This is a genomic window from Paenibacillus sp. 2KB_22 (assembly GCF_052115745.1).
Classification (GTDB): Bacteria; Bacillota; Bacilli; order Paenibacillales; family Paenibacillaceae; genus Paenibacillus.
Window position 1 is genome coordinate 13,018 of record NZ_JBFRHG010000003.1, and the last position, 25,396, is coordinate 38,413.

General features: G+C 44.5%; 27 protein-coding genes and 1 tRNA gene. 23 read left to right on the forward strand and 5 right to left on the reverse strand.

The window, feature by feature from the left end:
* Positions 1-174: 174 nt before the first annotated feature.
* From gntK to AB4111_RS19045, 3 genes are all read right to left on the reverse strand, one after another.
* Positions 175-1,722, reverse strand: a complete 1,548-nt coding sequence (gene gntK / locus AB4111_RS19035; RefSeq protein ID WP_442032803.1) for a gluconokinase — start codon at positions 1,720-1,722, stop codon at positions 175-177.
* Positions 1,723-1,788: 66 nt separating this feature from the next.
* Complete coding sequence (locus AB4111_RS19040; RefSeq protein WP_442032804.1) at positions 1,789-3,150, reverse strand: GntT/GntP/DsdX family permease; 1,362 nt, start codon at positions 3,148-3,150, stop codon at positions 1,789-1,791.
* A gap of 211 nt (positions 3,151-3,361) precedes the next feature.
* Positions 3,362-4,036, reverse strand: a complete 675-nt coding sequence (locus tag AB4111_RS19045) for a GntR family transcriptional regulator (RefSeq protein ID WP_339238903.1) — start codon at positions 4,034-4,036, stop codon at positions 3,362-3,364.
* Positions 4,037-4,647: 611 nt separating this feature from the next.
* On the opposite strand from AB4111_RS19045, the gene rpmH reads away from it, so the two are divergent.
* The 12 genes from rpmH (at position 4,648) to AB4111_RS19105 (ending at position 16,638) form a co-directional block, all read left to right on the forward strand.
* On the forward strand, positions 4,648-4,782 hold the full coding sequence (rpmH, locus tag AB4111_RS19050; RefSeq protein WP_017691413.1) for a 50S ribosomal protein L34: 135 nt from the start codon (positions 4,648-4,650) through the stop codon (positions 4,780-4,782).
* Positions 4,783-5,140: 358 nt separating this feature from the next.
* Positions 5,141-5,491 (forward strand): ribonuclease P protein component, encoded by a 351-nt coding sequence (rnpA, locus tag AB4111_RS19055; RefSeq protein WP_036611981.1) that lies wholly within the window; start codon positions 5,141-5,143, stop codon positions 5,489-5,491.
* Between the two features lie 74 nt (positions 5,492-5,565).
* The gene (locus tag AB4111_RS19060; protein ID WP_442032805.1) at positions 5,566-6,444 is read left to right on the forward strand and encodes a YidC/Oxa1 family membrane protein insertase; all 879 of its coding nucleotides are present in this window, start codon (positions 5,566-5,568) and stop codon (positions 6,442-6,444) included.
* Positions 6,441-7,142, forward strand: a complete 702-nt coding sequence (jag, locus tag AB4111_RS19065) for an RNA-binding cell elongation regulator Jag/EloR (RefSeq protein ID WP_442032806.1) — start codon at positions 6,441-6,443, stop codon at positions 7,140-7,142. The genes AB4111_RS19060 and jag overlap by 4 nt, the downstream gene beginning before the upstream one ends.
* A 211-nt stretch (positions 7,143-7,353) precedes the next feature.
* Positions 7,354-8,730, forward strand: a complete 1,377-nt coding sequence (mnmE, locus tag AB4111_RS19070) for a tRNA uridine-5-carboxymethylaminomethyl(34) synthesis GTPase MnmE (RefSeq protein ID WP_340015136.1) — start codon at positions 7,354-7,356, stop codon at positions 8,728-8,730.
* Positions 8,731-8,952: 222 nt separating this feature from the next.
* On the forward strand, positions 8,953-10,842 hold the full coding sequence (mnmG, locus tag AB4111_RS19075; RefSeq protein ID WP_442032807.1) for a tRNA uridine-5-carboxymethylaminomethyl(34) synthesis enzyme MnmG: 1,890 nt from the start codon (positions 8,953-8,955) through the stop codon (positions 10,840-10,842).
* A complete protein-coding gene (gene rsmG, locus AB4111_RS19080) occupies positions 10,842-11,564 on the forward strand; it encodes a 16S rRNA (guanine(527)-N(7))-methyltransferase RsmG (RefSeq protein WP_062836523.1) in 723 nt (240 codons plus the stop codon). Before mnmG ends, rsmG begins: the two co-directional genes overlap by 1 nt.
* A gap of 513 nt (positions 11,565-12,077) precedes the next feature.
* Positions 12,078-12,896 (forward strand): nucleoid occlusion protein, encoded by an 819-nt coding sequence (gene noc, locus AB4111_RS19085; protein WP_433749262.1) that lies wholly within the window; start codon positions 12,078-12,080, stop codon positions 12,894-12,896.
* Between the two features lie 186 nt (positions 12,897-13,082).
* Positions 13,083-13,844: a ParA family protein gene (locus AB4111_RS19090; RefSeq protein ID WP_024629525.1), complete on the forward strand. Its 762-nt coding sequence runs from the start codon at positions 13,083-13,085 to the stop codon at positions 13,842-13,844.
* The gene (locus tag AB4111_RS19095; RefSeq protein ID WP_017691423.1) at positions 13,837-14,682 is read left to right on the forward strand and encodes a ParB/RepB/Spo0J family partition protein; all 846 of its coding nucleotides are present in this window, start codon (positions 13,837-13,839) and stop codon (positions 14,680-14,682) included. Before AB4111_RS19090 ends, AB4111_RS19095 begins: the two co-directional genes overlap by 8 nt.
* Positions 14,683-14,844: 162 nt before the next feature.
* Positions 14,845-15,999, forward strand: coding sequence for an aminotransferase class V-fold PLP-dependent enzyme (locus AB4111_RS19100; protein WP_442032808.1), 1,155 nt, complete (start codon positions 14,845-14,847; stop codon positions 15,997-15,999).
* A gap of 138 nt (positions 16,000-16,137) precedes the next feature.
* Entirely contained in the window at positions 16,138-16,638 is a 501-nt protein-coding gene (locus AB4111_RS19105) for a DUF4446 family protein (protein ID WP_253442284.1), read from the forward strand.
* On the opposite strand, the gene yyaC is transcribed toward AB4111_RS19105, so the two are convergent.
* Entirely contained in the window at positions 16,613-17,218 is a 606-nt protein-coding gene (gene yyaC, locus AB4111_RS19110; protein ID WP_036611957.1) for a spore protease YyaC, read from the reverse strand. The genes AB4111_RS19105 and yyaC overlap by 26 nt on opposite strands.
* Positions 17,219-17,335: 117 nt before the next feature.
* Between yyaC and AB4111_RS19115 the strand changes: the two genes are divergently transcribed.
* The 4 genes from AB4111_RS19115 (at position 17,336) to AB4111_RS19130 (ending at position 18,948) form a co-directional block, all read left to right on the forward strand.
* Positions 17,336-17,599: a DUF3343 domain-containing protein gene (locus AB4111_RS19115; protein WP_017691427.1), complete on the forward strand. Its 264-nt coding sequence runs from the start codon at positions 17,336-17,338 to the stop codon at positions 17,597-17,599.
* A gap of 14 nt (positions 17,600-17,613) precedes the next feature.
* The gene (locus AB4111_RS19120; protein ID WP_442032809.1) at positions 17,614-18,555 is read left to right on the forward strand and encodes a mechanosensitive ion channel family protein; all 942 of its coding nucleotides are present in this window, start codon (positions 17,614-17,616) and stop codon (positions 18,553-18,555) included.
* The gene (locus AB4111_RS19125; RefSeq protein WP_253442280.1) at positions 18,545-18,754 is read left to right on the forward strand and encodes a DUF951 domain-containing protein; all 210 of its coding nucleotides are present in this window, start codon (positions 18,545-18,547) and stop codon (positions 18,752-18,754) included. Before AB4111_RS19120 ends, AB4111_RS19125 begins: the two co-directional genes overlap by 11 nt.
* 103 nt (positions 18,755-18,857) lie before the next feature.
* Positions 18,858-18,948, forward strand: a tRNA-Ser gene (locus AB4111_RS19130).
* 442 nt (positions 18,949-19,390) lie between these two features.
* On the opposite strand, the gene AB4111_RS19135 is transcribed toward AB4111_RS19130, so the two are convergent.
* Complete coding sequence (locus tag AB4111_RS19135; RefSeq protein ID WP_036671877.1) at positions 19,391-19,585, reverse strand: YjzC family protein; 195 nt, start codon at positions 19,583-19,585, stop codon at positions 19,391-19,393.
* A gap of 202 nt (positions 19,586-19,787) precedes the next feature.
* Between AB4111_RS19135 and rpsF the strand changes: the two genes are divergently transcribed.
* The 7 genes from rpsF to opp4B all read left to right on the forward strand — a co-directional run bounded on the left by rpsF (position 19,788) and on the right by opp4B (position 25,381).
* Positions 19,788-20,081, forward strand: coding sequence for a 30S ribosomal protein S6 (gene rpsF / locus AB4111_RS19140; protein WP_036611944.1), 294 nt, complete (start codon positions 19,788-19,790; stop codon positions 20,079-20,081).
* Positions 20,082-20,129: 48 nt separating this feature from the next.
* Complete coding sequence (gene ssb, locus AB4111_RS19145; RefSeq protein WP_017691432.1) at positions 20,130-20,615, forward strand: single-stranded DNA-binding protein; 486 nt, start codon at positions 20,130-20,132, stop codon at positions 20,613-20,615.
* Positions 20,616-20,671: 56 nt separating this feature from the next.
* Complete coding sequence (gene rpsR / locus AB4111_RS19150) at positions 20,672-20,944, forward strand: 30S ribosomal protein S18 (protein ID WP_017691433.1); 273 nt, start codon at positions 20,672-20,674, stop codon at positions 20,942-20,944.
* A gap of 208 nt (positions 20,945-21,152) precedes the next feature.
* Positions 21,153-21,746: a M15 family metallopeptidase gene (locus tag AB4111_RS19155; RefSeq protein ID WP_442032810.1), complete on the forward strand. Its 594-nt coding sequence runs from the start codon at positions 21,153-21,155 to the stop codon at positions 21,744-21,746.
* A gap of 728 nt (positions 21,747-22,474) precedes the next feature.
* Positions 22,475-23,464, forward strand: a complete 990-nt coding sequence (locus AB4111_RS19160) for an ABC transporter ATP-binding protein (RefSeq protein WP_124118694.1) — start codon at positions 22,475-22,477, stop codon at positions 23,462-23,464.
* 14 nt (positions 23,465-23,478) lie between these two features.
* Entirely contained in the window at positions 23,479-24,411 is a 933-nt protein-coding gene (locus tag AB4111_RS19165; protein ID WP_442032811.1) for an ABC transporter ATP-binding protein, read from the forward strand.
* Positions 24,412-24,418: 7 nt separating this feature from the next.
* Entirely contained in the window at positions 24,419-25,381 is a 963-nt protein-coding gene (gene opp4B, locus AB4111_RS19170; RefSeq protein ID WP_036611942.1) for an oligopeptide ABC transporter permease, read from the forward strand.
* The last annotated feature ends 15 nt before the right edge of the window (positions 25,382-25,396 follow it).

Genomic DNA, 25,396 nt, shown 5'->3' on the forward strand with positions numbered 1-25,396 from the left:
AGGTAGGTGGATGCTCAAATATGGAGATAGAATGCTATGAATGTATCATATGATTCCGAAGGATAGATTATACGTGTATAGCAAAAGAGGTTGTCCGCCAAAACCGATTACTGGTTTTGGCGGACAACCTCTTTTATTGTGAAGAGTCGATCTATGGAACTATGGAGGAATGACTTAGAGACGGGGAAGGGACATCTTACGCTGGAATTCAGCGATATCTGCGTATTCCTCTTCCAGTTTGCGAGAGATCCGAATGAAGATGGGCAGCAGCTCTCGGTAGATGGCAGCATTCTCTTTGACAGGGGTGTGTCGATGCGTTGTACCCACCATGGAAGAAACGGCATGAAGCGAATCGATCCGTCCTGTAGCGTACAAACCAAGTACGACAGCACCCAGACAGGAACTTTCGAAACTTTCGGGCACAACGACTTCCTGATTGAAGATATCAGACATCATCTGGCGCCAGAGCGGAGAGCGTGCAAACCCACCGGTGGCTTGAATGGAGGTAGGCTGCCCAATCTGTTCTTCCATGGCGAGCAGTACTGTGTATAGGTTGAAAATAACCCCTTCCAGGACAGCACGGATCATATGCTCTTTCTGATGATGGAGTGTTAAGCCAAAAAAGGAACCACGGGCATCCGGATTCCACAATGGGGCACGTTCGCCCGAGAGGTACGGATGAAACAGAAGTCCTTCCGATCCTGGCCGGACACGCTCGGCAATTTTGGTCAGCACATCATAGGAATTGATGCCAAGTCGCTTCGCTGTCTCCACTTCAGACGCGGCGAATTCATCCCGCACCCAGCGAAACAGCATGCCACCGTTATTCACAGGCCCACCAATAACCCAAAGATTCTCTGTAAGGGCGTAACAGAACGTTCGACCTTTGGGGTCGGTAACTGGACGGTCCACGACTGTACGAATGGCACCGCTGGTTCCGATGGTTGCTGCGACAACACCAGGTTCAATGGCGTTAACGCCGAGATTGGATAAAACCCCGTCACTTGCGCCAATTACAAAGGGCGTGGAGGGGGAGAGAGCCATTTTTTCAGCCGATTCGTGATTCATTCCTTCTAATATATGTGTTGTGGGCACGAGCTTCGAGAGATGGTCTGGTGTAATGCCTGCAATCTCAAGGGCTTCCGCATCCCAATCCAGTTGTTCCAGATTGAGCAAGCCTGTGCAGGAAGCGATGGAATGGTCGACGACATATTGTCCGAATAGACGGAAGAATAGATATTCTTTAATAGAAATAAATTTGGCTGTGCGCTCGAAAAGTTCGGGTTCATCGTGGCGCAGCCACATTAGTTTGGTTAGAGGTGACATCGGATGAATAGGTGTACCTGTGCGCAGGTAGATGCGATGTCCCAATCCATTCTCTTGCAGCTGGGCAGACCATGCTGCACTTCGATTATCCGCCCAGGTGATGCAACGGGTTAAGGGTGTGTTATCCTGTCCCATGGCAATGACACTATGCATAGCTGAGCTGCAGGATACAAACAGGATCTGCTCGGCAGCTACACCGCTCTGATCCATGACTCCACGGACAGAGCGCAGGGCCGCTTGTACAATCTCTTCAGGGTCCTGTTCGGCAACATCGGGTGCAGGGGTATACAAAGGGTATTCCTGCGTTGAGGTACTGATGACGGAGCCTTGCTCGGTAAATAACACGGATTTGGTACTGGTTGTACCAATATCGATCCCAATCATATAGTTGTTCATATATATAATCCTTCTTTCTCCAGAAAGCGATGAGATTTAAATTTCTTTCTACTATAGATACTCCATTTATACCACTGTACTCAGGAGCAAAATAAAGATCAGTCCAACCACGGATAATAGTGTTTCCATAACGGTCCACGTTTTCAATGTTTGGGCAACGCTCATATTAAAGAATTCTTTGATCATCCAGAATCCCGCATCATTCACATGGGACAAGATGAGTGACCCTGCACCTGTAGCAAGTACAACCAGCTCAATATTGGCCCCTGGGGTGAGTGCAAGCACTGGAGCGACGATGCCAGCTGCTGTTGTCATGGCTACGGTTGCTGAACCGGTAGCTACACGAATAAGTGCAGCGACAAGCCAGGCGAAGAAGATTACATTAATGTTGGCATGGGTGGCCACTTCAGCAATGGCGTTACCTACACCACTGTTAATCAATACCTGTTTGAAGGCACCGCCTCCACCAATGATAAGAATGATGGTCGCCGTAGGCGCCAGACATTCACTGGTGAAGCGAGAGATATCGTGTTTCGTAAATCCACGTGCAAAGCCGAGTGAAAAGAGGGCAAATACAACTGAAATGAGCAGAGCAATGATCTCATGACCGATAAATTCACTGAAAACAGTGAGGCCGCTCGTGGCGTTAGGGTCAATGATGCTGGCTATGGAACCAATCAGCATCAAAATAACCGGCAGCAATATGGTAAACAGGGTAATACCAAACCCGGGCATGTTGCTGTTTGTTTTGGTTGCGAATTGCTCAGCCAGTTCAGCTGGCGGTTCGGTGTGTACTCTTTTGCCAATAAATTTACCAAACAAAGGCCCTGCAATAATTGCTGTAGGGATACCAACAATAAGGGAGTACAGAATGGTTTTACCCAGATCCGCGCTAAAGGCTTCAATCGCTATCATTGGCGCTGGGTGGGGGGGAACCAAACCGTGTACAGTCGACAGACCGGCCAAAATGGGAATACCAATCTGCAGCAGAGACATGTTGGTTTTACGTGCAACGGTGAAAATGATCGGAATCATTAAAATTACGCCGACTTCGAAGAAAACGGGAATACCAACGATAAAACCAACAATCATCATGGCCCAGTGCACACGTTTCACACCGAACCGATCGACCAATGTCGTGGCAATGCGCTCGGCACCGCCCGATTCGGCCATCATCTTACCAAGTATCGTACCGAGAGCAATAACAATCGCAATGGTTCCAAGTGTGCCGCCAAGTCCACCGGTAATGGAAGAGATCACATCGGCAGGTTTCATACCTGTAAGCAAACCGAGCATTAATGCGGACAACAGCAGGGTGATGAAGGGATTCCATTTATACTTGGAGATCAAGACGATCAGAAAAACGATCGCAATTAACGTCCAAACCAATAATGTTGCATTGTGGGATAGTCCAAAAAGAGTGCTCATGATGTTATGTTCTCCTTTATTTCTGATATAGAACGCTTACAAGTGAAATTATCTTCAACAATTGAATTCGTGCCGTCACTTGAAAAAAGGTATTGGCGAGAAATCTAGTTTTATCATGCCCAAAGTGAAACAAAATCGCATTCTGTATACTTGTCGACAAGTTAAGCCGCAATCACTCACAGTGGATATGATTGCAAACGCCTTGCTCCTTTTAGGAATCAAAGCTTTCGTGCAGGGTTTTACCGGAATCCTGGAAGTACGTGCGGACTCCAGCCTGGATGAGCATTTTGTCACCGGATTCTAGTGCTTCAACGAGCAAACGGTGTTTCTCAATTACAGCGCTTACTTTCTGCTCGCCTTGAACAAATACTCTGCGCGTCGTGAGCAGCATAACGGTCATCACAACGTATCGAATACTCTTCCATAGATGTGAAATACGGGAATGCTGGGCGGCTTCAATAATCGTTTCGTGGAAAACGAGGTCCTGGTAGGCGAATTCGACAGCGTCCTGATGTCGTCCAGCGAGTTGCATTTTGTCGATTACGTTACGCAACTGGGTGATTAATGACGCTGGAACATCACCTGCGAGTCGCTGCTGCACAAAACTTTCAATCAGGAAACGGACATCATACAATTCTTCGACATCCTTGATTCGTAGTCCAATGACAACGACACCCATCCGTTCAAGCCGAATAAGGCCTTCATTGGACAATGTTCGTAACGCTTCACGAACAGGTGAACGACTGCTGTCAAAATCAGCCGCAATTCGATTTTCCGACAAAATCTCTCCAGGTCGAAGGGTACCACTGATGATCCGTAACCTTAATTCGCAGGCAATGGCTTCACCACGGGAAGCCCCTTGAAGCCAGGAAGAAGGAAATAGCATATGGCTAACGCTCCTATTAATAATAATCAGTTCATTACTGATCATAACATAACTATTTTGCGGACTGGACATTTCAGTTCAATCCATAGTTTGCAGCTACAAGCTAACGGCTAATGTTTTTTTCAAAGGACTACTAAAGGCAGGTAAGTAATCAGCTCCATCCATATACTTGTATACAAGATGTGATTTTTATCCTACACCTTTCTCAAAAGCTTGTAAACCATAATTGAAGCGGATACAACATTATTGGAATTCGACAATATCAATAGCCTATAATCATTATCCACATGTGAATAACTTCAAACAGAATGGAATAAAGGAGATAGTGGGTATTGAAGGGTGTGGATAACTATAAATGCTGAAATATGGTGAGCTGATCAAGGTCTGGGGATAACTTTCAGGACTCTCTTCGTGGCTTGGTAATGGGATTCAAGTGAACGGACTGTGGTCATTACTTTGGGTGAGCTGGAGAGGATATATAAAAGAGGGAGAAGCTGTGCGTCTTGCAGTTGACTTTTGCAGGTGGACATGGTTAAATATATAAAGGTGTTTTCTGTGAAGATGAAAGTGATTCATCACATAAGTATTTCCTTGTGAGGAGGTGCAATACATTGAGACCTACATTCAAACCGAACGTTAGCAAACGTAAAAAAGTTCATGGTTTCCGGAAAAGAATGAGCACGAGCAACGGCCGTAAAATTTTGGCCGCACGTCGCCTTAAAGGCCGTAAAAACCTGAGTGCTTAATGCATTGAAGACCACCGAGGTGGTCTTTTTTTTCTTAATGAGCTCAATTCAGACTGGATGCTGGTACAGATCAGGTCTGAAAGGTCTGCGAAAAAGTGCTGAACACACACGATGTATGTGGAGTGAGTTTTCCATTTTACGAAAACTTACCTTTATATAAGGATGAATGTTGTTTCGTTTCATTTGGCCGAGTAGCAATTATCCCGGATGAATGATTATGCGGTTCAATTAGCCGATCAACATTAGTACAAATGAAGTTGTTGCCAAGACGGTTTACCGTCATTCAAGAAAGCCTATACTAAATCAGTAATGAGGCCTCCGTCAATAACAATGATGGAGAACAGCAAGGAGAAGCGCCGTGTATAAAAGACTGCGTCTACGAAACCGGGCGGACTTTAGCCGCGTATACCGGTATGGAAAATCGTTTGCCAATCATCAATTCGTGGTGTATGGCTGCCGCCGTAAAGATACGGAGCAATTCCGGGTCGGTGTATCCTGCAGTAAGAAAATCGGAAACGCTGTCGTACGCAACCGGATGAGACGCATGATTAAGGAAATTGTTCGTCATCATGAACATGAGATCGTTACGCAGATGGATCTGATTTTTATCGTCAGAAAAGGTGCATTGGACATGCCCTATAAGGAAATGGAAAAAAGCCTGCTCCATGCGATGCGCAAGGGCTCACTTTTGAAGTCAAGTAAGCGCTAAGCTTCGGTTTATTTGTCCTCCTAATTATGGTATGATTTACGGTGGAATGGAATGGTTAAGAGAGGGGTTATGAAGTGTCGCGATTGAAGACATCAAAGGGGAAGTGGATTCTCCTCATTGCAGTCATTGCAATGGTCACCGTACTCGCCGGATGTACTCCACAAGGAGCCGGGGTTACTACGGAAGATCTGAAGAACAGTGGCTCATTCTGGCAAAGTAATGTTGTATATTGGTTTTCACTAGCGCTCGATACATTCGCCAACTGGTTTAACGGTGAATATGGACTGGCTGTCCTCGTGATGGTGCTTATTGTACGGACATTGATTTTACCATTAACAATGAAACAGGTCCGTAGCTCCAAAGCCATGCAGGCAATTCAGCCGCAATTGAAGGAGATTCAAGCGAAGTTTAAAGATACACCTGAGAAAGTTCAGCAAGAAACAATGAAGTTGTTTCAGGAGAACAAAGTTAATCCGATGGCCGGTTGTCTGCCGCTTATCATTCAGATGCCGATTTACATCGCACTTTATAACTCTATTTATGGAAACTCCAGTCTGAGAACCCATGATTTCTTGTGGCTCCAGCTCGGAGAACCGGATCACCTGTTTATTTTGCCAGTGCTGGCTGCGATCACAACATTCGTTCAAACATGGATGATGATGCGTATGAACCCTGCACAGCAAGTGGGACCAATGCAGTTCATGTTATGGGTTTACCCAATCCTGATCTTCGTGATGTCCTACCAGTTCCCATCGGCTCTGCCGTTGTACTGGTTCTACAGTAACATCTACACGATCGTGCAAAACTATTTCCTTTACCGGAATAATGATAAAATCGTGGCTGAGGTCAACGTGAAGCAGAATAGCTCTTCCAAAAATGGAGCTAAACGCAAAAACGGTGGCAAAGCGACCGTCTCTGGAAAAGGGTCGAAAGGGGCCAAAAAATCGAAATGACCAAAGTCATTACGTCAGGAAAAACCGTTGAAGATGCTGTAAACCAAGGATTGACCGAGCTTGGCGTAAGTCGGGACAAGGTCGAGATACAAGTGTTAGAGCAGCCGTCAAAAGGATTCCTGGGTTTGATCGGGGTGAGGGCGGCCAAAGTTGAAGTGAAATTACTGCCTGTACCGGAAGTTGTTCCACAGCCGATCAAGCCAGCTGCATACAAACCTGAAGTAGATGCATTACTTGAGGATATCGCAGCTAAAAATCCCTATGAAGAAGCGGCTGCTTTCTTGAAAGAGGTCGCAGCAGGTATGGGACTGGATGTTGAAGTGCATATCAAAAAACAGCGGGATGGACATATCTTCAATATTGCCGGCGAAGATCTGGGCATGATTATTGGCAGGCGTGGACAGACGCTGGATGCGCTTCAGTATCTAACGAACATTGTAGCGAACCGATACTCGGAAAGCTTCGTTCGAATTGTGCTCGACGCGGAGAATTTCCGTCAACGTCGGCGGAAGACGCTGGAAGATCTGGCTGAACGTTTGGCCGGACAAGCCATCCGTACCGGCAAGGAAGTTGTACTGGAGCCAATGCCTCCGCTCGAACGAAAAGTCATTCATGCAAAACTGCAAAGCCACCCGCAGATTAAGACGTTAAGTAAGGGTGAAGAGCCTAATCGGCGTGTGGTTATTACGACGAAATAACACGAAATTGAAGACGCAATGGCTTCCTGCCCGGTGCAGAAGCCATTGCTTTTTTCGTACAGAAGCAATTTGGTAAGGGTGTAGAAACAAGCAAAGAGTGAACTTAATACGATAAGTGACATGTCATATGTTATATCATTAATAGATTTGAAAATGGATATGGCGTTCCCTGAGGGACGGCAATTTTAAAATAGAGCAAGGAGAGATAACCATGATCAGTGATACGATCACAGCGATATCAACGGCTGTCGGAGAGGCGGGTATCGCCGTGATCCGGGTCAGCGGCCCGGAAGCAGTGTCGGAGACGGAAAAAATTTTCCGCAGCAAAACCCCTTTAACTCAGGCAGCATCCCATACGGTTCATTATGGTCATATTATAGATCCGGCGAGCGGCGAGAAGATCGAGGAAGTGCTGGTCACAGTCATGCGCGCACCTCGGTCGTTCACAACAGAAGATGTCGTGGAGATCAGTGCGCACGGTGGTGTGGTATCGGTAAAACGGGTCATGGACCTGCTGTTGCAGCTTGATATTCGTCTGGCTGAACCCGGTGAGTTCACGAAGCGTGCTTTCTTGAATGGGCGGATTGACCTGTCTCAGGCTGAAGGCGTCATGGATCTTATTCGTTCCAAATCGGACCGGGCTTTCTCGGTTGCATTGAAACAGGTTGAAGGTAAACTGTCCTCCAAACTGCGTGATCTACGATATACTCTGGTGGAAACATTGGCTCATATTGAAGTGAATATCGATTATCCAGAGCATGATGTGGAATCGTTAACGTCTGATTTTATTAAAGAAAAGTCCAGTCAGGTTATGACTGAAATTGATAAATTGCTGACTACAGCAGAACAAGGAAAGATCCTGCGAGAAGGCATCACGACAGCGATCGTTGGACGACCTAACGTAGGTAAATCCTCATTGATGAATACACTTGCGCAAGATAATCGAGCTATTGTCACGGACATTCCAGGAACAACTCGTGATGTAATCGAGGAGTTTATTACGATTAATAATATCCCGCTGAAGTTGCTTGATACGGCAGGAATTCGGGAAACGATGGACGTTGTAGAGAAGATCGGGGTAGAACGTTCTCGTTCTGCGGTAAGTGAAGCCGATCTGATCTTAATGGTTGTGAATGCTGCGGAACCACTTCATCCGGATGAGATTGAATTATTGGAACAAATCCGCGGTAGACAATCGATAATCATTATGAATAAAATGGACTTAACGCCACAGGTAGAACGTGACGTGCTGCTTCGTTACATTCCGGAAGAACGGCTTGTACCGATGTCAGTGAAAGATGATCTGGGTGTGGATCGACTGGAAGATGCCATCTCTACGCTATTTTTCAGTGGTAAACTGGAGTCCGCAGACCTGACCTATGTCAGTAATGTGCGTCATATTGCGTTGCTCAAGAAAGCGAAGCAGTCCCTGGTTGATGCCTATGAAGCAGCAGAGCAGTTTGTTCCAATTGATATGATTCAGATTGATGTTCGTTTGGCGTGGGAGCATTTGGGCGAGATTGTTGGAGATACAGCACATGATGCACTAATTGATCAGATTTTCTCCCAGTTCTGTCTAGGAAAGTAAAAATAATATACTGCGAATGAACTTGAATCGTGGTGTATGATGGAGAGGTACAATTTCTGCCCGTTGTCAAAGGATGGAATGATGTTGTTGCCATTACGTGTTGGTTTCATATAGATAGGAATGCAAGTTCCGATGAACGGTTAGAAGTAGTTTCATTATTGTAGAACATGATCCGTCTGTGTGAGTTACACCAAATGCAGCGGAATAAGGAGGTAAACGGGAATGGCTTTTGATGGCGGCAGTTATGATGTAATCGTCGTTGGTGCAGGGCATGCTGGTGTGGAATCCGCACTGGCCGCAGCTCGTATGGGGTCCAAAACACTAATGATTACGATCAATCTGGATATGGTGGCCTTTATGCCTTGTAACCCATCCATTGGGGGACCGGCGAAAGGACATGTCGTGCGTGAGATTGATGCTCTTGGTGGAGAAATGGGACGGAATATCGATAAAACCTTTATTCAGATGCGAATGCTTAACACAGGTAAAGGGCCTGCTGTTCACGCGCTTCGTGCTCAGGCAGATAAATTCTCCTACCAGCACAAAATGAAGGAAACGATGGAGAATGAACGTAATCTGACGATGCGTCAAGGCATGGTTGATCGCCTGATCGTTGAAGACGGAAAATGTGTAGGTGTTGTGACTCAGACTGGAACAGAGTATCGGGCCAAAGCAGTCGTTCTGACGACAGGCACATACTTGCGCGGCAAAGTGATCATGGGTGAGCTGATGTATGAGAGTGGACCGAACAATCAACAACCATCTCTTAAATTGTCAGAGCATCTGCGTGAACTAGGCTTTGATCTGGTTCGTTTCAAAACAGGTACACCACCACGTGTGCATAAGGATACGATTGATTTTAGCAAAACCGAAATTCAGCCTGGTGATGATGAGCCGAAGTTCTTTTCCTATGAAACAGAATCTTCCGATAATGAGCAGCTGCCTTGTTGGTTGACGTATACATCCGTCGAAACACATCAGATTATTAATGATAATCTGCATCGTGCACCGATGTTTTCGGGTGTAATTGAAGGAACTGGACCGCGTTATTGTCCATCCATTGAAGATAAAATTGTTCGGTTTAGCGACAAACCTAAACATCAGATTTTCCTGGAGCCTGAAGGCAAAAATACATCCGAGTATTATGTGCAGGGACTATCTACAAGTCTGCCAGAAGATGTTCAACTTGCGGTTCTGCGCTCCATTCCAGGTATGGAAAAAGTGGAAATGATGCGTAACGGTTATGCGATTGAATACGATGCGATGGTACCTACACAATTGTGGCCATCACTTGAAACCAAACGTCTGCCAGGTCTGTTCACAGCAGGTCAGATTAATGGTACTTCCGGTTATGAAGAAGCGGCGGGACAAGGCGTTATGGCTGGCATTAATGCAGCACGCAAAGTACAAGATAAAGAGCCGATTGTGCTTGATCGCTCCCAAGGTTATATTGGCGTGCTGATTGATGATCTGGTAACAAAGGGTACTAATGAACCGTATCGTCTGTTGACTTCACGTGCTGAATATCGTCTGTTGCTTCGTCATGATAATGCAGATATGCGCTTGACGGAAATCGGACATGACATTGGCCTGATCTCTGAAGATCGTTATGCGAAATTCCTGGATAAAAAGGCGAAAGTGGAGCAGGAAGTCGCGCGTCTGAAAGTGGCTAAAGCTCGCCCGGTTGAAGTGAACGCGAAGCTGGAAGAGTACGGATCTACACCTATTCAGGATGGCAGTACGTTGCTTACCTTGCTGCGTCGCCCGGAGCTAGGGTATGAACTGATTGAACAGATCTCACCATCTGAGGTAGAACTGACAGCAGATATGAAAGAACAAGTCGAAATACAAATTAAATATGCGGGTTATATTGAGAAACAATTGATCCACGTGGAACGTTTGCAAAAGATGGAGAAAAAGAAAATTCCGGACACCATCGCATATGATGAGATTCATGGTCTTGCTATGGAAGCCAAGCAGAAGCTCGCTACGATTCGTCCAATCTCGATTGGTCAGGCTTCACGTATTGCTGGAGTTACTCCTGCCGACATCTCCATTCTGCTGGTCTACCTGGAGCATTATAACCGTGTAACCGCAGCAAGGGGACAATAATGGACGATATTCAACAGCAACTGCAGCGGCGCTTAAAGAAACATGGATTAGAGCTGGGCGAACTCCAGTTGGAGCAATTCGAACTGTATTATCAGGAACTGGTATCCTGGAATGAAAAGATGAATCTGACGGGCATAACGGATCGGGAGCAAGTGTATACCAAGCATTTCTATGATTCGGTATCGCTGGCCTTTTATACAGACATGACCAAAGTGAATAAGCTGGCTGACATTGGTTCTGGAGCAGGTTTTCCTGGATTGCCACTGAAAATCTGTTTCCCGCACATTAAGCTTACGATCATTGATTCATTGAATAAACGGATTGGCTTCCTACAGCATGTGGTAGATATCCTTGGCCTGACAGACGTGGAGTTGGTCCATGGACGTGCTGAAGAGATTGGACGCAAAGAAGGGTATCGTGACAGCTACGATCTCGTTACGGCACGTGCGGTAGCCAAGCTGGCGGTGCTGAATGAATTCTGTCTACCTTTTGTTCGCAAAAGTGGAATATTCGCTGCCATGAAGGGCGGAGACCCGCGTGAGGAAATGAAAGAGGCGGAGTTCAGTTTTAATCAGCTGAAAGGACGGGTTAAGGCCGTTCATCCATTCCAGCTACCGGTTGAAGAATCAGAGCGTCATATCATCCTGATTCAGAAATTTGATAAGACACCATATAAGTATCCACGCAAACCAGGCACTCCAATGAAGACGCCACTGGTATAGTTGTGTGATGGCTTTGTAATCAGCCATAACTAAATAGATTGTAGACAGGATAAAGAGGATGTTTCACGTGAAACATCTTCTTTTTTTTGCTTTTTGAAAGGGAGGGCTCAGTAAACATTACAGATAATCCGTTGTACATATTTCTTAAAGAACCTGTATTGTTAAATTCCATGCACAGTAGCTCATAAACAATATCATTAAATGAATGTGTACAAGTCGTCATATTTCCAATATTCACAAAGAAAAAGCAGGAAAATTAGCAGAGTTTAAAGAATAGGTAAGCATAGGATTATGATAGAAAAGATGATAGAATAGAAGTATCCGATCCTGGGTCACAGCGATCATAGATTATATGTATAGATAGATGGATATGCGTTCGATGTTGCATGACAGAAAGCGTTATGAAAGGCAAAACTTATTCCAAGAACGATGCATGTGAAGGGTCGCTTATTGAATAAGAAGCACCTGCAATGACTGCGGGAGCTATTACGAAACTAGGTGGTAATCTGCGGAATGAAAGAACAATTTTCGAAGTTGTTTGGTTTGGCGGAGCGCAATAACGGAGATGAGATCAAACAGATTCCGGTTAATGAAATTGTGAGCAGCCCATATCAACCCCGTACTATTTTTGATGATGATAAAATTGATGAGTTGTTGCAGACGATCAAAACACATGGCGTAATTCAGCCTATTGTCGTTCGCGTGCGAAATGGATCATATGAGATTATTGCCGGGGAACGTCGCTGGCGTGCAGTTCGAAAACTGGGTTTGGATACGATTCCGGCTATTGTACGTGAATTCAACGATTCTCAGGCCGCATCCATTGCACTGATTGAGAACCTGCAGCGTGAAGGATTGACTTCAATTGAAGAAGCCGTCGCTTATCAGAAGCTGATCGACTTGCATCAACTGACACAGGAAAGCCTTGCACAACGACTGGGCAAAAGCCAGTCAACCATCGCCAACAAAATTCGGTTGTTACAGCTCCCGGATGGCATTAAGGCTGCATTGATGGAACGCAAAATTTCTGAACGCCATGCAAGAGCATTACTTTCTCTCGATACGGAAGAACTGCAGATGAAGTTGCTTGGTGAGATTATCGAGAAAGAATTGAACGTGAAACAGACAGAGGCACGTGTTGCCTTCTACAAGGAATCTTCCAAGATCAAAAAATCCAAACGTGTTTCCTTTACCAAAGACGTTAGACTTGCACTGAATACGATTCGCCAATCCATTGATATGGTAACTGGCTCTGGTCTGGACATCAAAACAAAAGAAGCAGACCATGAGGATCATTATGAGATCGTTATCCATATTCCAAAACGTAAATAATTGAAGCTTATGGCGGCAATGGGCCGCTTTTTATGTCTATAAAGCAAGACAGGTCTGACATTTTTAAAGGTCGGTATAGTGATGGAACGGTAGTTGTTGTTTGTGTGGACGATAGCCACCTGCTTTTTGTTAACAATATCTCACAACCTACAAGAAAAGACTCCTATTTTATTTGAGGTGAAGTAATTGTCTAAGATTATGGCCGTAGCAAATCAAAAGGGCGGTGTGGGGAAAACGACGACATCTGTTAACTTGGGTGCAGGACTGGCTTCACTCGGGAAAAGAGTATTGCTTGTCGATATTGACCCTCAGGGGAATACAACCAGCGGAGTCGGAATCAATAAAGCAGATGTGGCTAATTGTATATATGATGTCATCATTAATGAGGTTCCTCCTCAAGAAGCGATTGTGGAGACTCAGATTGAAGGCCTTCATATCATACCTGCAACGATTCAGCTTGCCGGAGCCGAGATTGAATTGGTGTCCACGATATCACGGGAAGTTCGCCTGAAAAAATCACTCGCCATGGTGAAAAAAAACTATGATTACATACTGATCGATTGCCCACCATCCCTTGGTATGTTGACGATCAATTCGTTAACCGCTTCCGACTCGGTGATCATTCCGATTCAGTGTGAGTATTATGCACTTGAAGGATTAAGCCAATTGCTTAATACGGTTCGTCTGGTTCAAAAACATCTGAATACATCCCTGCAGATTGAAGGGGTATTGCTGACGATGTTTGATGCACGGACCAATCTGGGGATACAGGTTATTGAAGAAGTGAAAAAGTATTTTCAACAAAAAGTATATCAAACGATTATTCCGCGTAACGTACGGCTTAGTGAAGCACCATCTCATGGTCAATCCATTATCACGTATGACCCTCGTTCAAGAGGGGCGGAAGTGTATTTAGAGCTCGCAAAGGAAGTGATTTCTTATGAGTAAGCGGCTTGGAAAAGGTCTTGATGCCCTCATTCCTTCGCTTTCAATTAATGACGATGATAAAGTCGTAGAAATCCCGATTAGTCAACTGCGGGCTAACCCCTATCAACCACGTAAAGTATTTGATGAGGGCGCAATACATGAACTGGCTGAGTCCATTCGTCAGCATGGTGTCATACAACCCATTATTGTTCGTCCTGTGTTACGAGGTTATGAGATTATTGCCGGTGAACGACGGTTCAGAGCTTCACAGTATTGTGGTAATGCCACCGTACCAGCTGTAGTCCGTAACTTCAGTGATCAGCAGGTAATGGAGATTGCGTTGATTGAAAACCTGCAACGGGAGAATCTGAATGCCATGGAAGTTGCAGTTGCTTATCAGGGGTTAATGGATCAATTCGCGTTAACTCAGGAAGAGTTGTCCGTAAAAGTAGGTAAATCACGTTCTCACATTGCTAACTTCTTGCGTCTGTTATCATTGCCTGAAGAAGTAAAAGACCATGTTTCACGTGGAACATTATCCATGGGACATGCACGTGCTATCGTGGGTGTTAAAGATGAGGTTGTAGTGAAGCAGCTTGCCAAACAAACCATTGATCAGCAATGGAGTGTACGTGAGTTGGAGGAAGCTGTTCAACAACTGGATCGTTCCAAAACAGGTGAGGCTAAAGCCAAGTCGAAATTGAAAAAGAAAGATCCATTTATTGATACGTTGGAAGAATCTCTGCGTGAACGTTTCAAAACAACAGTGAAAATCAAGCACAATAAAGATAAAGGTAAAATTGAGCTCAACTACTACAGTCAACAGGATCTGGAACGGCTATTGGAATTGTTACAATAACAGTCGGGTCTAAGATTCATTAACAACATGCGGGGCTTACTCATGTCATGACATATCGCCTCTGTACCATGGAGAAACGATATGTCATTCTTTGTTTATAGAGTCATATGCGTAGTACGTGTAGGCGAATTATTAATTTTAAGGGACAGAGGTGGTTGTGAGGTGGAGGGAATTATCTATCTGGATCATGCAGCAACATCTTGGCCCAAACCACCTGCTGTCGGTGATGCGATGCTGAATGCAATGGAGATTGCAGGGGCTAATCCTGGCAGAGGAAGCCACCGAATGGCTGTTCAGGCAAGTCGTGTACTGTTCGAGGCGAGAAAATCCATATCTGATATTTTTGGTATCAAAAATGCGAATGATATTGCCTTCGGATCAAATACGACAGAAGCCTTGAATCTGGCTATTCAAGGTTCGCTAAAGGAAGGCGACCATGTGATTGCCACTATGGCTGAACATAATTCAGTTAGACGCCCACTGGAGTATATGCGCAGATTACGAAATGTGGAGATTGATTATGTACCTGTTAATGCTGCAGGAGCCATTGATCTGATGCAAATGGAACGTATGTTTCGATCCAATACGAGATTGGTGGTATGTACACATAGTTCCAATCTCCTTGGCAGTATTCTTCCTATCGGAGAAATTTCGCTTCTGTGTCGTAAACATCGGGCCATCTTGTTGGTAGATGCGGCTCAGAGTGCGGGGGTTATGCCTGTGAATGTACAACAATTGGGCATTGATATGTTGGCTTTTCCAGGGCATAAGGGACTGCTTGGTCCTCAGGGTACAGGGGGCTTGTACATTGCTCCTGAGCTCGAGATAGAGCCTTTACTTCATGGGGGAACAGGAAGTCAGTCAGAAGCCCTAGAACAACCCAAGGTGCGTCCTGATCGGTATGAGGCCGGGACGCCGAATACAGTCGGGATCGCCGGGCTGAATGCGGGTGTGAAGTATGTACTTGATCTGACACCAGCGTTCATCTACCAACATGAGTGGGAACTAACCCAGCTTATGATGGAGGGCTTGTCATCTGTTAAGGGTATTCGCATGCTTGGTTCAGAGATTGGACAGCCACGTACTGGATTGGTATCTTTTACTGTGGATGGGTATGATTCAGCACAACTCGCCTTCCGATTAGATCGGAATTATGGGATTGCGGTTCGCTCCGGCTTTCATTGCACACCGCTTGCACATGAATCTGCTGGTACAACCGCTACCGGAGCAGTAAGGGCAAGTGTGGGATATAATTCAACTCGAGAACATGTGGACGCACTCGTTAAGGCAGTGTTGAAATTGACGGGGGCAGATTAGATTATAGTTGAAATGACGGACTCATTTGGTACAGTAGTCTTGATTAAGCTTATGGAGTTCGGGTTGATTAATAATAAATGATAATATTACAGACAGACGTTAATCTGATCAAAAATATAGAGGGGTAGTTGCACTTACATGGCTGAAATAAACGAGCTGATTCTGGAACAGCTGTTATGGATTATTGGCGGAATGGCATTACTTACGGTGATTTTGCTGATTGTGAGTATTGCTCAAGGGGCAAAGTTACGAAAGTTTAAACGTAAATATGAAGCCATGATGGCTGGCAGTGGAGTAGAGGACCTGGAATCATTGCTGATTAATCTGAAAATTCAGATGGACAGCATTGAGGATGAACACAAACTGCAAACGAATCAGCTGCAAGTTGTCATGCAAAAGTTGACCCGCATTCAAGGCAAAGTTGGCGTGAAAAGATACAATGCCTATGGAGAGCATGGCAGTGATCTGAGCTTCTCCATGGCTATGATTAACGACAGCCAGGATGGCATGATTCTTACGGGGATATATAACCGTGACGGTTCTTATGTATATGCAAAACCTCTTAAAGGGGGAGAGTCCGCGTATACTCTGTCCCCAGAGGAAAAGGAAGCTATTACTCTGGCACAGCAAGCAGAGTAGAACGTGTATGCCATTCCCGGATGGCCGAGTACAGACTGCTGGATATAATCTCGGACATGCGCATAACGAGACTGAGCCGCGTGTTCTGTAGAACAAAGTATTCCATAAAGCCGCCGACGTTAACGATACCTGTCAGATGGATATCGCCGACCGGCGGTAATTCTTTATTTACTCCCGCACCCGGTTTGAGGGGGCCATTGACGACTTGAATGCATCCTACACTGGATGATTGTCCTAGACAGGCATCAATGCCAATCACATAAGGGTTATGGTGTGTTTTCTGTATATTGTGAAGTGTATCCTGCAGGTTCATGGCATGGACTGGTTCATCCAAGGTACCATAGAGATGGAATAAAGGGCTGTCCCACTTGGAAAGGGCTGATCCGACCAGAGGACCAAGGCAGTCGCCTGTTGAGCGATCAGTGCCGATGCAGACGATCACTACATTTTGCAGAGAATGGGCTTTATAGAGATGGAACATTAACCGATGGGTAATGGCGGAGTGAATGCCTGGATCGGTATGGGGGATTTTCAAACTGGTCATGTCTTGTGATGAAAAGGAACGCGAAGTAGGATTCATAGGATCTATCCTTTCCCTTGGAATAGTAGTAACAGTATATGGAAAGGTAGAGCGTTTTATACTTCACGAGGACAAGCTTTTTCTCAAAGGTTAAACGTATGGCGAAAGGAGCCGGACATGGACGAATGGATTAACGATTGGATGCTGATTGCATTTGATTCAACCCAGCAGGCACTGCGTGCTGAAATGCTGCTGGAGTTTGCTGAAATAGAAATCGACTTGTTCCCTACGCCAAAAGAAATTACAGCAGGGTGTGCGCTATGTATCCAGTTTCCAAAAGAGGATCTGGAGCGAGTGCAAAAGATCATTCGTAACGAGTTCGTAGAGATCCGAGGCCTCTATTTCAAAACAGAAGACAGCTATGATAACATACCGATGTAGAGGAGGCATGATGGATGTTGCCATTTCAGTTTGCTCAAGGGAATGATGGCGGCGGTGCGGTAGCGGCCGTCGGTGAAGCCCTTCGTTGGACAGATAAAGTCTGGAACAAAATTGCAGATCCCGATATGTGGCTTAACATTATGTTCAGCTCAATCCGGATCATTATTATTTTTATCATCACCCGTATTGTCATTAAGGTGGTATATCGCATTATAGATCGTTCCATGGAACGCAAGCAGGAAGGCAAGATTCGCGTGAATCCGCGCAGATTCGTAACCGTGGGGGAACTGTTGAAAAATGCGACCTCCATAACATGTAATTTCATTATGATTCTGCTACTGTTATCTGAGATCAACATCCAGGTTGGGCCGCTCCTCGCGAGTGCTGGTGTGCTTGGGCTTGCGATTGGTTTTGGTGCACAGGGGCTGGTCAAGGATGTTATTACGGGTTTCTTCATTATATTAGAGGACCAATTCGCTGTAGGGGATGTTATTCAGACGGGAACCTACAAGGGAACGGTTGAAGTGATCGGACTCAGAACAACCAAACTGGTCAGCTGGCAAGGTGAGGTACACATTATCCCGAACGGGGCGATTGCAAGTGTAACGAACTACTCCATGTCGAATTCGTTAGCTGTAGTGGATATTCCAATGAAGGCGGATTTGAGCCTTGATGAGTCTGTACATTTGGTGAAGAAGTCATTGGTCGGGATTGAAGAGCGTGACCTAAATATTGTGAAGGTGCCGGATGTGCTCGGTATACAGTCGATGTCTACATCAGAATATGTGGTGCGAATTGTGGCTGAATGTATGCCTAACTCTCGTGCTTCTGTGGAACGTCAGATTCAGGGCGATGTGAAAAAAACGCTGGAGTATCATGAGATGAGTCATCAAGCAGCATTGGAACAGGCCGTAGCTTTGGAGAAAGATGAGGGGGATGGCACAGGTGGAGCGTAAAACTTTCCAACTTGGGGATATTGTGCAGATGAAGAAGCAGCATCCCTGTGGCAGTAATGAAATGGAGATCATTCGAATGGGTATGGATATTCGGATCAAGTGTGTCGGATGCAAACATAGCGTGTTGATTCCAAGAGCAAAATTCGAGAAAAACATGAAGAAAGTATTGCGTTCAGCCGAGGATTCTACTGAATTATGATTTCGTGATTATTCGGTAAATAGTACGTGTAATAACGTTTACATGCAGGCTCCGTAGGAGTATTGCGTTCTGTAAATGATCATGCTATAATCAATATTGCTGCGGAAAGGTACCCAAGAGGCCCAAGGGGGCTGACTCGAAATCAGTTAGGCGTGTCACAGCGTGCGTGGGTTCGAATCCCACCCTTTCCGCCACTTCAATTGTAATTTACTCAATGCACATTGAGTTTAATAAAAAGATCGATAAGAAGACTTTCCATTAGGAAAGTCTTTTTTTGTATAACGTTATATCCAATACGAATATATTGAAGCGTATGAATATCCGATGCATCATTCAGGACTAAAACGAAAAATAAAGAGCCCCGAAGGGCTCTTTATCCGGCGGTGCATTTGTTTGTTAAGAAACAATCGGTCGTAACAATCAGAAACTTGGTGTACTGCACGTAGCAATACGCGTGCTTCAGACGAAGGGCGTTACAACACATAACCACTTGCTTCTTAAATTACGTGATGAATCTCCAACAGCGAATGATCGGCTTCGTTGTCCAACGGAACCACACCTCTCTCGTGCACCGCCTAATTGTATTATGTGCTTTATTCCGTTTTGTATACATGGATTGTAAAAAAAGTATTGCGGTCAATGGACGCGGGCTTTGGTCAACTTCTTCCACTTGCGATTATGATTGCTTGTTTCGGGAAAAGCTTCACCTTTTTGCAGCGTTACCCGCTTCGGGTTCTGAATCTCCGTAACAAAGCTTTTTTCCCCGACTTCCGTGTACTCTCCATCGTTTGGTGCTTTATCTCCTGGTTCAAACTCGGTTTTTTCACCCATGATAAAACCTCCTCTGCAGATTATGTTACTTTGTTGCTTCTGTAGTGTGCTCCATAGCCGGGCTGATCATGTGCCAATATGTACAGGGAACGTTTGCTTGCACTTTGACTCGGTATTTGTTATATTAATATAGTTCGAGTTTGTGCTCGTTCCTTGCTCTCAACCTGGATTGAGGGCCAGAGTCCATAAGGAGGTGAAAATTATGCGCAAATATGAAGTGATGTACATTATTCGTCCTGACATTGAGCAAGAAGTTGTTCAAGCTACAGTCGATAAATTCCAAGGCATCATCTCCAACGGCGGTGGTGAAGTTACAGCTCACGACGTTATGGGTAAACGCCGTCTTGCGTATGAGATCAAGAAATTCCGTGATGGTTTTTATGTTCTGGTACATTTCACTGCTGAACCAGCAGTTGTAACTGAACTTGAGCGTCTCATGAAGATTTCTGACGAAGTAATTCGTTATCTCATTACCAACGACGTTAAGTCTGCTTAAGACAACTCGTGATTAACGCACCAATACGCTCTGAAGGAGGGGATTACATTGTTGAACCGTGTCATTCTGATCGGACGGTTAACCCGGGATCCTGAGTTGCGTTACACTCCAGCAGGAGTAGCAGTTACGCAATTTACTTTGGCAGTGGACAGACCGTTTACAAGCCAAGGGGGAGAAAAGGAAGCCGATTTCATTCCGGTCGTAACCTGGAGACAGCTTGCCGAGACCTGTGCAAACTATTTGCGCAAAGGACGCCTGGCTGCAGTCGAAGGACGCATTCAAGTACGGAACTACGAGAATAACGAAGGAAAACGTGTATACGTAACCGAAGTTATTGCCGATAATGTCCGTTTCTTGGAGTCAGCTAACCGTGATAATAGCGGTGGCGGCGGTGGGCAACCAATGCGTGAAGAGCCTTCTTATGGAGGCGGCGGACGCGCGAACAATAACAATAATTCGCGTAGCAACAATCAGGATCCTTTTTCCGATGACGGAAAACCGATTGATATATCGGATGATGATTTGCCATTTTAACATGAGCTGATACTCTTCGGAGATATGGGTTACATGATAGGAAAGGACTGAAAAGCATGGGCTTCAAGCAAAGAGAAGGCGGAGACAACGATAAAAGACCGGCACGTCGTGGCGGCCGTAATAAACGTCGTAAAGTGTGCTTCTTCACAGCTAACAAAATTACTCACATCGATTATAAAGATACGGACTTGCTTCGTAAATTTATCAGCGAACGTGGAAAAATTTTGCCACGCCGTGTAACAGGTACTAGCGCTAAATATCAACGCATGCTGACGATTGCAATCAAACGCTCCCGTCAAATCGCATTATTGCCATACACAACTGAGTAGTTTTTACTCAGCTTGCATACGAAGCAGTCGGCTTATAGCCGGCTGCTTTTTTTGTATGTATAGAATGAAATAACATGTACACTCTAGCTAATCAGAGATTCCAATACTGTGGTGATAGGAGCATTCAAGGCTCAAATGGATTATAATAGAGTCTAATCTACTGAAAAGGCAGAATAGCTTTATTTCAGAATAATCACCAGGAGTGGATATGAATACATCAAAACGTAAAGGCAAACAGAGAAAAAAGAGAAGTCTGAAAACTTGGATTATAGCTACTCTTTTACTTTCCATTATATATGTATGGTTACAGCAAAAAGGTGATATAGGTAACATGTGGCCGGGGACAACGATCCAAGAAGCTCTACCGATCACCGGCCTGCATCCTGTGGTAGCAGAGAATGAGAAATTATTGGTACGTAAGGCAGCGAGACGTGGAATAGAGATTATTATCACCCACGGTTACCGAAGTTCCGAGGAGCAAGACGCACTATTTAACCAAGGACGCTCAAGTGCGGGCAATATCGTTACGAATGCGCGTGGTGGTGAGTCATATCATAACTATGGATTAGCGATTGATTTTGCACTGAGGACGCCTGAGGGGAATGTGGTGTGGGATATGGAACGTGATGATAACGGGAATGGCAAGGCAGACTGGATGGAAGTTGTAGATCTCGCCAAAGAGTTAGGTTTCACTTGGGGTGGAGACTGGGCTAACTTTCCGGACTATCCCCATTTACAGATGGATTTTGGCTTGAATATCAATGAGTTAAAACGTGGTAAAAGACCTCCCGAAACGCAGTAAAATGATATTATATATACAATTAAATGAATAATTATTAGATAAGCTCTGCATTTTGCAGGGCTTTTTTCTTTCTTTTGTAAAATAAATGATAAAAGATGACAATTTGGTCTTTACATTAGCAAATAAATAAAACTATACTATAATAACTAGATTTTTTACTTTGATCGCACATATTATTTCAAATATAAGCATGGTAGCTCCAATTGGATAAATTTTAACTACTGTTCGAGATATAATCAACATATTCAAATGTAACATTTACCTCACGCTAATTTAAGAATATCTACTCAGATCAAAAGATACACATACAACTCATGTAACTACTATGTTATGTATATGTTAAATTGACCAATTGCCTATGTGTACCTCACAGCTAAAAACATGATAATACCTCCCAAAACCCTTGCTATATGCCTTTATAATATTACTAATATCCAAATCTGTAGTATAAAAAACATTTATACCAAAAATCTCAAAATAAGCATTGACGTTAGCTAAAATTACACGTATGATTACATTAATTATTTTGCTGTATAATTCCGCTAGGAATTATCAACATTAATTGACCAATGGTCTAAATATAAGTCTCTTAAACTTGTTTCTCCTAATGATTTGGTATTTTGTATAAGCTATTGTTCGTTATCTTCAAGAACTTGGAAATATACAGTGGATGCATTCCTCTACACACGAATACAATCTACGGAAATTATGGGGTTAGGGTGATTGATTTGAATACAGAGCTATTGGAAGTCAGAAATCTAACAACATCATTCAGAATTGAAGATGACTATTATGCAGCAGTGGATCACGTTAACCTTAAGGTGAAGAAAAATGAAGTGTTGGCGATTGTAGGTGAATCCGGGTCAGGTAAAAGTGCTTTTGCCTTCTCTCTTATGGGTTTGCATAACAAAGCAAAAATCGAAGGCCAGATTCTCTATAAAGGACAAGATATTGCCAACATCTCCCCAAGCAAGTTGAACAAGCTACGCGGCAAAGAAATGGGTATGATTTTTCAGGATCCATTGTCTGCGTTAAATCCTCTAATGATTATTGGTGAACAGATTGAAGAGATCCTTACACTTCATCAGTCTAAGCTGTCTTCCAGAGAGAAGAGAGAAAAGGTTATTCACTTATTGAATCAGGTAGGGATTCCACGTCCCGAACAAATATACAAGCAGTATCCCCACGAATTATCTGGTGGTATGAGACAGAGAATTGTCATCGCCATTGCGATTGCCAACAAACCGGAACTACTCATAGCCGATGAACCAACGACGGCGCTTGACGTTACGATTCAACTACAGATACTGGAGCTGATCCGTGATCTGAAGAATGAAATTAACGCAGGCATTATTCTGATTACACATGATTTGGGTGTTGTGGCTGAGATGGCTGATCGCGTTGCCGTAATGTATGCAGGCGAAATTGTTGAAATCGCAGATATCTTCACATTGATGAACGATGCGAAGCATCCATATACCCGCTCATTGTTGAACTCTATTCCCACCCTGTCTGAAGAAAGATCCAAATTGCATGTCATCCAAGGCATCGTACCATCACTCAAAAATCTTCCTCGCAAAGGGTGCAGATTCAAAGCCCGAATTCCATGGATTAGTGAATCGGCTCATGAAGAGAACCCACAGATGCATGAAATTGCACCAGGTCACTTTGTACGGTGTACCTGTTACCAGCACTTTCATTTCCCTGACCAAAGCTGAGGAGGAAGAACATAATGGCATTACTCGAAGTAGAAGGGCTCAAGATACACTTTCCGATTCGCGGTGGATTGCTTAAACGGGAAATTGGCAGTGTAAAGGCTGTTGATGATGTGAGCTTCTCCATTGAACAAGGACAGACTTATGGTCTGGTTGGCGAATCAGGTTCAGGTAAGACAACAACAGGCAGAGCCATTATTGGGCTAAACCATGTCACTGACGGAAAGATTCTGTTTGACGGTAAAAATCTGGCTACGGAGCGACGTAAAAACAGGCAGCTCCAGCGGGATGTACAAATGATTTTTCAAGATCCATATTCATCACTGAATCCAAAGAAGCGGGTTATCGATATCATCGCTGAGCCGTTTCGTAACTATGAGCGTCTCACAGCTACCGAGGAGAAAAGACAAGTAAGAGAATTACTTGAAAAGGTTGGCTTGAGTCCGGAATCAATCTACAAATATCCACATGAATTCTCAGGTGGGCAGCGACAACGGATCGGCATTGCACGAGCTATTGCACTGAAGCCGAAGCTAATTATCGCTGATGAACCTGTATCTGCACTGGATGTATCAGTCCAGGCTCAGGTACTTAACTTCATGCAGGAGATTCAAAAAGAATTAAATCTGACGTATCTGTTCATCAGTCATGATCTGGGCATCATCCGCCATATGTGTGACGAGATAGGAATTATGTATAAAGGTCGATATGTGGAACAGGGCACAACGAATGATATTTTTGAGAATCCGCAACACATCTATACCAAACGTCTTATTGCAGCCATTCCGGATATGGACCCAACCAAACGAGAGGAAATGGTAGCCTTCCGTCAACAGGTCAAGTCCGAGTATGAACATTCATACCGAAATTTCTTTGATGAGGAAGGGCTTGCATACTCGCTCCAATCCATTTCCGATACTCACCGAGTAGCTCTACCTCAGAAAGGTTGAAGGCCATATGTGGAAAACGATAGTACGCAGAATTATCATAATGATCCCTCAGATCTTTTTACTAAGTCTTTTGGTCTTTCTGATGGCTAAGGCCATGCCGGGTGACGCGCTAACCGGATTGCTTGATCCAAGCGTTGATCCCAAAGCATTGGAAGCCCAGCGAGAGAGACTGGGATTGAATAATCCATGGTACGTGCAATATTGGGACTGGATCAAAAACGCCATCCAAGGTGATTTTGGACAATCTTTCCGTTTTAAAATGCCGGTTACGGACCTGATCGGTCAACGTGTAGCAAACACATTCTGGCTCGCACTGGCGACACTTGTACTGACTTATCTGATCGCTATTCCACTGGGTATTATCAGTGGTCGTTACAACGATACCTGGTCTGATCGGTTGATCACTGGATACACCTACCTGGGCTTCGCCGCACCATTGTTCATCTTTGCACTGGTGATGGTATGGATCTTCGGATTCCATTTCGGCTGGTTCCCGACGGGGGGAAGCGTTGCGCCAGGACTTACACCAGGCACATTCAGCTACGTGATGAGTAAGTTCTATCATCTATTATTGCCGGCATTATCCATGGCACTGATTACAACGGTATCTACCGTTCAATATTTGCGTAGTGAAATCATTGATATCAAGCATAAGGAATTCGTTATTACTGCGAGAGCCAAAGGCGCTTCAGAATCCCGGATCTATAACAGACATATTTTGAGAAACTCGCTATTACCTATCGCCGCATTTTTCGGATATGAGATTACGGGGCTTATCGGTGGTACGGTATTTATCGAAAGTATATTCAGTTATCCAGGTATGGGGCAGTTGTTCCTGAGTTCCATCTCATTGCGTGACTTCAGCGTTGTAACTGCACTTGTATTGTTATATGGCGTAGCTTCCATTCTCGGGGCATTGCTGTCTGACATAATTCTAGGAATTGTAGATCCACGTATACGGATCAAGTAAGAACTTGAAGATTTC

Bases quoted from the DNA above. Each gene is read 5' to 3' on its own strand.
- gntK (WP_442032803.1), bottom strand. From the start codon at position 1,722: ATGAACAACTATATGATTGGGATCGATATTGGTACAACCAGTACCAAA.
- AB4111_RS19040 (WP_442032804.1), bottom strand. From the start codon at position 3,150: ATGAGCACTCTTTTTGGACTATCCCACAATGCAACATTATTGGTTTGG.
- AB4111_RS19045 (WP_339238903.1), bottom strand. From the start codon at position 4,036: ATGCTATTTCCTTCTTCCTGGCTTCAAGGGGCTTCCCGTGGTGAAGCC.
- jag (WP_442032806.1), top strand. From the start codon at position 6,441: ATGACCAAAGTCATTACGTCAGGAAAAACCGTTGAAGATGCTGTAAAC.
- mnmE (WP_340015136.1), top strand. From the start codon at position 7,354: ATGATCAGTGATACGATCACAGCGATATCAACGGCTGTCGGAGAGGCG.
- mnmG (WP_442032807.1), top strand. From the start codon at position 8,953: ATGGCTTTTGATGGCGGCAGTTATGATGTAATCGTCGTTGGTGCAGGG.
- rsmG (WP_062836523.1), top strand. From the start codon at position 10,842: ATGGACGATATTCAACAGCAACTGCAGCGGCGCTTAAAGAAACATGGA.
- noc (WP_433749262.1), top strand. From the start codon at position 12,078: ATGAAAGAACAATTTTCGAAGTTGTTTGGTTTGGCGGAGCGCAATAAC.
- AB4111_RS19095 (WP_017691423.1), top strand. From the start codon at position 13,837: ATGAGTAAGCGGCTTGGAAAAGGTCTTGATGCCCTCATTCCTTCGCTT.
- AB4111_RS19105 (WP_253442284.1), top strand. From the start codon at position 16,138: ATGGCTGAAATAAACGAGCTGATTCTGGAACAGCTGTTATGGATTATT.
- yyaC (WP_036611957.1), bottom strand. From the start codon at position 17,218: ATGAATCCTACTTCGCGTTCCTTTTCATCACAAGACATGACCAGTTTG.
- AB4111_RS19115 (WP_017691427.1), top strand. From the start codon at position 17,336: ATGGACGAATGGATTAACGATTGGATGCTGATTGCATTTGATTCAACC.
- AB4111_RS19120 (WP_442032809.1), top strand. From the start codon at position 17,614: ATGTTGCCATTTCAGTTTGCTCAAGGGAATGATGGCGGCGGTGCGGTA.
- AB4111_RS19135 (WP_036671877.1), bottom strand. From the start codon at position 19,585: ATGGGTGAAAAAACCGAGTTTGAACCAGGAGATAAAGCACCAAACGAT.
- rpsF (WP_036611944.1), top strand. From the start codon at position 19,788: ATGCGCAAATATGAAGTGATGTACATTATTCGTCCTGACATTGAGCAA.
- rpsR (WP_017691433.1), top strand. From the start codon at position 20,672: ATGGGCTTCAAGCAAAGAGAAGGCGGAGACAACGATAAAAGACCGGCA.
- AB4111_RS19155 (WP_442032810.1), top strand. From the start codon at position 21,153: ATGAATACATCAAAACGTAAAGGCAAACAGAGAAAAAAGAGAAGTCTG.
- AB4111_RS19165 (WP_442032811.1), top strand. From the start codon at position 23,479: ATGGCATTACTCGAAGTAGAAGGGCTCAAGATACACTTTCCGATTCGC.
- opp4B (WP_036611942.1), top strand. From the start codon at position 24,419: ATGTGGAAAACGATAGTACGCAGAATTATCATAATGATCCCTCAGATC.